The sequence below is a fragment of the Edaphobacter sp. genome, from assembly GCF_035763405.1.
GTDB lineage: Bacteria > Acidobacteriota > Terriglobia > Terriglobales > Acidobacteriaceae > Edaphobacter.
Window position 1 is genome coordinate 20,079 of the sequence record NZ_DASUBE010000137.1, and the last position, 7,145, is coordinate 27,223.

6 protein-coding genes and 1 pseudogene are annotated in these 7,145 nt (G+C 60.6%); 3 read left to right on the forward strand and 4 right to left on the reverse strand.

Features of this window, described 5'->3' with window-relative positions; genetic code table 11:
• The first annotated feature begins 125 nt into the window (after positions 1 to 125).
• Both VFU66_RS13235 and VFU66_RS13240 read left to right on the forward strand, forming a co-directional pair.
• Positions 126 to 680, forward strand: coding sequence for a fasciclin domain-containing protein (locus VFU66_RS13235; RefSeq protein WP_326446736.1), 555 nt, complete (start codon positions 126 to 128; stop codon positions 678 to 680).
• Positions 681 to 852: 172 nt separating this feature from the next.
• The gene (locus VFU66_RS13240) at positions 853 to 1,635 is read left to right on the forward strand and encodes a hypothetical protein (RefSeq protein ID WP_326446737.1); all 783 of its coding nucleotides are present in this window, start codon (positions 853 to 855) and stop codon (positions 1,633 to 1,635) included.
• A 143-nt stretch (positions 1,636 to 1,778) separates the two neighbouring features.
• Here the strand turns inward: VFU66_RS13240 and dxs are convergent, their stop codons facing one another.
• Positions 1,779 to 3,671, reverse strand: a complete 1,893-nt coding sequence (gene dxs, locus VFU66_RS13245; RefSeq protein ID WP_326446738.1) for a 1-deoxy-D-xylulose-5-phosphate synthase — start codon at positions 3,669 to 3,671, stop codon at positions 1,779 to 1,781.
• 84 nt (positions 3,672 to 3,755) lie between these two features.
• A complete protein-coding gene (gene pgeF / locus VFU66_RS13250) occupies positions 3,756 to 4,583 on the reverse strand; it encodes a peptidoglycan editing factor PgeF (RefSeq protein ID WP_326446739.1) in 828 nt (275 codons plus the stop codon).
• A gap of 148 nt (positions 4,584 to 4,731) precedes the next feature.
• Between pgeF and aroE the strand changes: the two genes are divergently transcribed.
• Positions 4,732 to 6,387, forward strand: a complete 1,656-nt coding sequence (gene aroE, locus VFU66_RS13255; RefSeq protein WP_326446740.1) for a shikimate dehydrogenase — start codon at positions 4,732 to 4,734, stop codon at positions 6,385 to 6,387.
• Between the two features lie 72 nt (positions 6,388 to 6,459).
• Here aroE and atpC read toward each other — a convergent pair whose 3' ends face one another.
• Both atpC and VFU66_RS13265 read right to left on the reverse strand, forming a co-directional pair.
• A complete protein-coding gene (atpC, locus tag VFU66_RS13260; protein ID WP_326446741.1) occupies positions 6,460 to 6,894 on the reverse strand; it encodes an ATP synthase F1 subunit epsilon in 435 nt (144 codons plus the stop codon).
• Between the two features lie 2 nt (positions 6,895 to 6,896).
• Positions 6,897 to 7,145, reverse strand: a pseudogene (locus VFU66_RS13265) (F0F1 ATP synthase subunit beta); the annotation flags it as partial.

Consider the following 7,145-nt stretch of genomic DNA (forward strand, 5'->3'; position numbering starts at 1 on the left):
TCTGTCCAACCCGCTCACGTCGCCGCTGTTTTTTTACGAACAAGCCAATCCAATGGTGAGCAGGCCGCGTAACTGCTAATGAGTGCACTTGGCAAACAAGTTTCGACCACACAAAGGATGACCCCATGAAGAAGACCTTTCTCGCATCGCTAGCAATCGCCGCACTGGCCCTAACTTCGCTCAGCGCCTTCGCCCAGAAGGACCCGGACGTCGGCGGTGCCGCGATGTATCCCACCAAGACCATCGTTCAGAACGCGGTCAACTCGCCCATCCACAAGACGCTGGTCGCCGCAGTCAAGGCAGCGGGCCTCGTCGATACGCTCAACAGCCCCGGGCCGTTCACTGTCTTCGCGCCGACCGACGACGCCTTCGCCAAACTGCCCGCGGGCACCGTTGAGACGCTCGTCAAACCGGAGAACAAGGCTACGCTGGTGAAGATCCTCACCTACCACGTCGTTCCCGGCAGAATCAGCTCGAAGCAGTTGATGCGCATGATCAAGAAGGGTCACGGCAAGGCGACGCTCAAGACCGTGCAGGGTGAAGACCTGACCGCGACGATGTCCGGCGGCCACATCATGCTCACAGACGCCAAGGGCGGCATGGCCACCGTGACCACCGCCGACGTGTTTCAGTCAAACGGCGTGATTCATGTTATCGATACGGTGCTGATGCCCAACTGAAGTCCAGGCTAAGGTCTGCGCTTCGCGCAATCTGGGTGCCTCTAACCGGGCACCCACTTTTTTGCATCCATCGCGTCTCTTTACACTTCTGCTCGGCGGTGCTCTAATCTTCCCGCACTCCCCACGACCCTCCACAACGGCCCAAATTCTGGAAGACCAAGGAGGATTACGCATGAAGAAGTTATTACTTGCCTTTGCAGTTGCAGCCTTCGCAGCCCTACCCGCCTTTGCAGCCGAAAACCCCTGGGTCGGCAACTGGAAGCTGGACATGTCCAAGAGCCACTTTACCGGCGATACGTTTACCTACAGCAGGGCCGCCAACGGCATGATGCACTTCTCCGACGGCAGCATCGAGAGCTACGACTTCAAGGTCGATGGCAAACCCTATCACTCATGGGGCAACCGCACCGCGACCTGGACCGCCGACGGCGACAATGCCTGGAGTCAGGTTGTCGAGGCCGATGGAAAAACACTGGCCACCATCCATCGGTCACTCTCTGCCGACGGCAAGACGCTGAGCAATACCTACACCGGCACCAAACCGGATGGAACCAGCTTCAACGACACCGCCACCTATGTTCGCGTCAGCGGAACGAAGGGCCTTGAGGGAAAATGGCGCTCGACCAAGGTGTCAATCTCCGCACCGGATAACTTCGTCATCTCCGAACCCTCGCCCGGCACGATGCGCTGGGAACTCCCCAGCGAAAAGGCGTCAGTCGAAGGCAAAGCCGATGGCTCCGATCTCACCATTAACGGCCCTACCCTTCCACCGGGAATGACGATTGCGTTTAAACCGGAGGGCCGGCACAAGTTCTCCTACGTCCAGAAGCTCAACGGCAAGGTGCAGGGCTATGGCACCCAGACGCTCGCTGCCGACGGCAAATCCTACACCGATGTCTCCTGGAGCCCGGGCAAAGCATCCGAAGAACAGACCGCCTTCTACGTTAAGCAGTAAACGGCGCGAAGGCGCGGACGGAAAGAGCGACCACGGATTGCGCGGATGAACACGGATTTTGTTTTGCTTTTATCCGTGTTCATCCGTGAAACCCGTGGTCGTGTCGTATCGGTGGAATCGGTGTTAGGTTTTCAGGCCAGCGGCTAGAAGTGCTTTGCCAGCACCTGCTCCATCATGCGCGCCAGATGCGGCCTGGCTTTCAGTAGCGCGGCTTCGGCGGTCAGGCCGTACTTCGTTCTGAGTGCATCTACCTTGCCGTGCTCGATGAAGGCATCGGGCCAACCCACGCGCACGACCGGGACATGCAGGTCAAGCTCGTTGAGCGTCTCCATCACGGCTGAGCCGAACCCGCCCGCGAGCACGTGGTCTTCGAGCGTAATCAGCAACCGGCAGCGCGAACCGAACTCCGCCACGCACGTCTTATCGATGGGCTTCGCAAAGCGCGGATTGACGACGGCGGTTGAAAACCCTTCAAGGCGCAGCATCTCCGCCAGCCGCATTGCTTCGGGCAGCATCGCACCCAGGCCGAATACGGCTACGTCGGAACCGTCGGCGATGACCTCGGCCTTGCCAATTTCGAGCGCCACCGGCTTCTCTTTCACCGCGACACCCGGCCCGGTTCCGCGCGGATAGCGAATCGCGCTTGGCCCTTCGTGCAGCATCGCCGTGTACATCATGTCGGCCAGCTCGTCTTCGTCCTTCGGCACCATGTGGACGATGTTCGGGATGCCGCGCAGGTAGCTGATGTCGAAGAGGCCATGGTGCGTCGGGCCGTCGTCTCCGCTCAGGCCGCCGCGATCCATGCAAAAGACCACCGGCAGGTTCTGCAGGCAGACATCATGCACGATCGGGTCGAAGGCACGCTGCAAAAACGTCGAGTAGATGGCGCAGAACGGCTTGTATCCTTTGGTCGCCATGCCCGCCGCGAAGATGACGGCGTGCTCTTCAGCAATGCCGACATCGAAGTACCGCGACGGATGATGCGGGCGGAAGAGATCGAGCGCGGTGCCGTTGGGCATGGCTGCCGTAATGGCGACGACCTTCTCGTTGCCGGTGGCCAGCTTCGTCAGCGTCTCGGCAAAGATCTCCGAGTAGGTCTTCTGGCCCGCCGACTTGGTCTCGCCCGTCTCCGCGTCATACGGCCCGAGTCCGTGAAATTTTTTCTGCTTCTCCAGAGCAGGCCGGAAGCCGCGTCCCTTCTGCGTAATGGCGTGCAGGATGACCGGCTTGTTCTGCGTCTTCAGAAATTTGAACGTCTCGATCAACAGCGGCAGGTTGTGGCCGTCGATGGGCCCGAAGTAACTCAGCCCAAACTCTTCAAACAACATGCCCGGACCAATCAGGCCCTTGGCCGCTTCTTCGGCCTTGCGCGCCATATGCCGCACCGCCTTGCCACCGATGCGTTCAATCAGTCCAGCCGCCTTGTCGTGCAGGCTGTTGTAGGTGGTGTTGGTGACAATTTTATGGAAGTACTCAGAGATCGCGCCGACGTTCTTGTCGATGGACCATGCATTGTCGTTGAGCACGATGATCATGCGGCGCGTCTGTGCGGCGATGTTGTTCAATGCTTCAAACGAAATGCCGTTCGTGAATGCCGCGTCTCCGGCCAGCGCGACGATGTGCTCCGTGCCGCCTGCCAGGTCGCGTGCGACGGCCATGCCGAGCGCCGCGCTCAGCGCCGTGCCTGCATGCCCCGCGCCGTAGCAGTCGTGCTCGCTTTCAGTGCGCAGCATAAAGCCATTCAGCCCGTTCGGCTGCCGGATGGTGTGGAACAGCTTCTCGCGCCCCGTCAGCAGCTTGTGGACATACGCCTGGTGGCTCACATCGAAGACAAAGCTGTCCACAGGTGTGTCGAAGACGAAGTGCATGGCGAGCGTCAGCTCTACCACGCCCAGGTTTGGCCCAATGTGGCCGCCCGTCTTCGCAACTCCAACGATAAGGCGTTCGCGTATCTCTTCCGCCAGTGCTGAAAGCTCTGGGATCGTCAGCTTTTTTACATCGGCAGGGGAGTTGATTGTCTCAAGAATTCTGCTCATCCAGACCTGTTCCGTGGGCCGTGCCCAGAAACTCAGCCCGGCCCGCAGCCGCGCCAAAACGGAGACGCGACATGGATAAGTATATCAATCCGCCGCTGCGCCATCGAGCACCGCAACCGCACTGAGCATCCGCCCCGCCACCCCACGCTCGCCGCGATGCGAAAAGTAGCGCAGTCCATCGTGGTCGCGCGCGCAAGCTGTACATTCGCCAACGACTTCAATCTGCTCCGCCCCGAGACCCGCATCGAGCAACTGCCGCCGGTTCGCCTCCCACAGGTCCACATACAGCGCAGCGCCCGCATTGCGAAACAGCGCATCGGCATACGAATAGCGCGCCGCGAACCCAGCCCGCACCTCGTCACCCACCGCGTAGCAGCAGGCGCCAATCGCAGGCCCGATGGCTGCAGCGAGGTCTTCCAAGCGCGAGCCGTACTCACTACGCATCGCCTCTACGCCGCGTTCCGCAATGCCCGCCACAGTTCCCCGCCATCCGGCATGAAGCGCCGCCACCGCGCGCAGCCTCGTATCCACCAGGAGCACCGGAACGCAGTCCGCCGTGCCCACCGCGATCATCACGCCGGGAACCTGCGTCATCAGTCCGTCGCCTTCGAGCACGGCTTTGCCCTCAGTGGTTTCGAGCGAGCCTGTGAACGCCTCTTCGCCCACTGCGTGCACGGCGTTCGAGTGGACCTGCCTGACCGTGACCAGCCGCCATCCAGACGGCCTGTCATCTCCGCCAACCGACCGTACAAAGCGTCGGCGGTTCTCCGCCACCAGAGCCGGATCGTCCTCCCTGGTCCAGCCCAGGTTCAAATCGGATAGGTTCCCGTAAACTGTTGAAACGCCGCCTCTTCGTGTACTGAACCCATGCCTGAGCCAGGGCCATCGCGTCCAGCTTTCAATCCGCACCATAATTCCCTCATTCTAAAGCCTCGTAAGGGTGACGTTCCGGCCTGCGCTCCGTCTCACCCCTAAGGTCCAACCCCTTTCTTTTCAACAAAAATTTGCATACTGACCTAGACCTCTGTAAGATACCGCGATTGTAGACATGAGAGCCAACGTGCCCCCTATTACCCAGCAATTACTTCGTTCGCGTATCGGCAAGGTCTGCGTCGCCATCACCGGCTCGACGCCAGCCGAGATGCTTGAAAAGGCGGCTGTTGCCGTCAAGGAAAATCCCTTCATCGAGTTTCGGCTCGACTATCTCGAAAAGCCACTGCTGGCTCTGCCGAAGATCAAGCACTTCTTCGCCGAGAACACCGCGGCCACCGGCATCGCCACCTGTCGCCGTGCGGCCAACGGAGGCAAGTTCACTGGCTCGGTGGCGGCAGAGATTGAGATTCTCTCGAAGGCCGCAGCCACTGGCTTTCATCTCATCGACGTGGAACTGGAGTCGGCAGAAACCCTGAAGAAGTCGGGCATCCAGAAGCTGCGCGATACCGGTATTGCCATCATTATCAGCCATCATGACTTCAACGCGACCAAAGACCTCGATGGCATCTACAACCGCATTACGCCGTTCCAGCCGGACTTCATCAAGATTGTCCCCACGGCCAGGCACCTGACCGACAACGTCACGCTGATGCGCTTCATTGAGCGCATGGAAGACCACTCGAAGATCGTCGGCATCTGCATGGGCGACGCAGGCATCATCTCGCGCGTGCTCGGCCTGCGCGCGGGTAGCGCCTTCACCTTTGCCGCCGCCACCGCAGGCGAAGAGACTGGCCCCGGCCAGATTGCCGCGCGCACGCTGATCGAAACCTACCGTATCGATCAGGTGGATGCAGCGACCAAGGTCTACGGCGTGGCAGGCAACCCTATCCGTAGTTCGCTCTCGCCTGTGATGATGAACACGGCCTTCCGGCGCGAGACGGTCAACGCCGTCTACCTCGCGCTCCAGACAAGCAAAGTGAGCGACCTCATCAAGCTCGTCCACGAGATACCGATTCAGGGCCTTAGCGTCACCATGCCGCTCAAGCAGGACATCATGGCGCATCTTGAAAAGACCGACCCACTCTCGGCCAAGATCGGCGCGTGCAACACGGTGCTCCGCGCGCAGGATGGCAATCTCTATGGCTTCAATACGGATGTCGCCGGGATCATTGGGCCGCTCGAAAAGCGCATGTCGCTGCGTGGCGCCAAGGCGCTGGTACTTGGCGCGGGCGGTGCTGGACGCGCCGCCGTCTTCGGCCTGCGCGACAAGGGTGCGGACGTCTTCATCCTGAATCGCACGCCCGAGACCGCGCACAAACTGGCGCGCCAGTCCGGCTCGAAGTCCATCAAGAAAGAGGCGCTGGCCAAGACCAGCTTCGACGTCATCATCAACTCGACGCCGGTGGGCATGGCCGGGCAAAAGCACAACCAGATTCTCGAAGCCAAAGACCTGAACACGAGGCTCGTCTTCGACCTGGTGTACAACCCTCTGGAGACGCCGCTCATTCGCCTGGCCCGCCAGCAGAACATCCCCATCATCACCGGTATCGAGATGTTCGTGCAGCAGGGCGCGCGCCAGTTCGAGATATGGACCGGTAAGCCCGCTCCTGAAGAAGAGATGCTGCGCGTCTGTATCCATGCGCTGCGCCAGGCTGCGGAAGCCGCCGCGCAGGAACAGCAGGAAGCCACCCCGGTGAAGCCCCCGGCAAAAACAACAGCAAAGACCCCGGCAAAACCCGCAGAAAAGAAAGCAGCGGCAAAGCCGAAGAAGAAATCGGCCTAGGTTTGGGCAAACTGAAGAACGAAACCCCGGTCTGTGACCGGGGTTTCGAATGTGTGCAATGGTGCGAAGGTTTTATGTGCTCTTGCCGGTGGCCGAGGCAATCTTTTCCTCTGCCTGCCGAGTCACCGCATTGGCCTCGTCGTACTTGTCTCCGTCGTCGCCTGCGTCCTGCCAGAGCTTCTCGCCCTCGTGAAGCTCCTGACGTGCTTCGGCGAGGTCGATCTCTTCAGGATGCAGCGCCGTCTCAGCGAGAATCGTCACCCGCTCCGGCAGCACTTCGACGAAGCCCCACGCGACGAAAAACTTCTGGTCGTCTGACGTGCCGCCGTGCAGGCGGACCTCGCCCGCACCAAGCTCCGCCAACAGCGGTGCATGGCCGTAGAGCGCCTCGATGTAGCCGGACATCGCCGGAAGCTCCACCGCGTCCGCCGTCGCATCCAGCAGCACTCGGTCTGGCGTCACCAGCCGCACCGCCAACTGTCCCGCGTTTGTGGTTGTCTCTGCCATAGCTACGCCGTCTGCTTCATCTTCTCCGCGGCGGCGAGCACATCTTCGATGCCGCCTTTCAGGTAGAAGGCCTGCTCAGGAATGTCGTCGTGCTTGCCTTCGATAATCTCCTTGAAGCTGCGTACCGTGTCCTCGACCTTGACGTAAGCGCCCTTGATGCCGGTGAAGATCTCGGCCACGTGGAACGGCTGCGAGAGGAACCGCTGGACCTTACGTGCGCGAGCGACGGTGATCTTGTCCTCTTCGGAGAG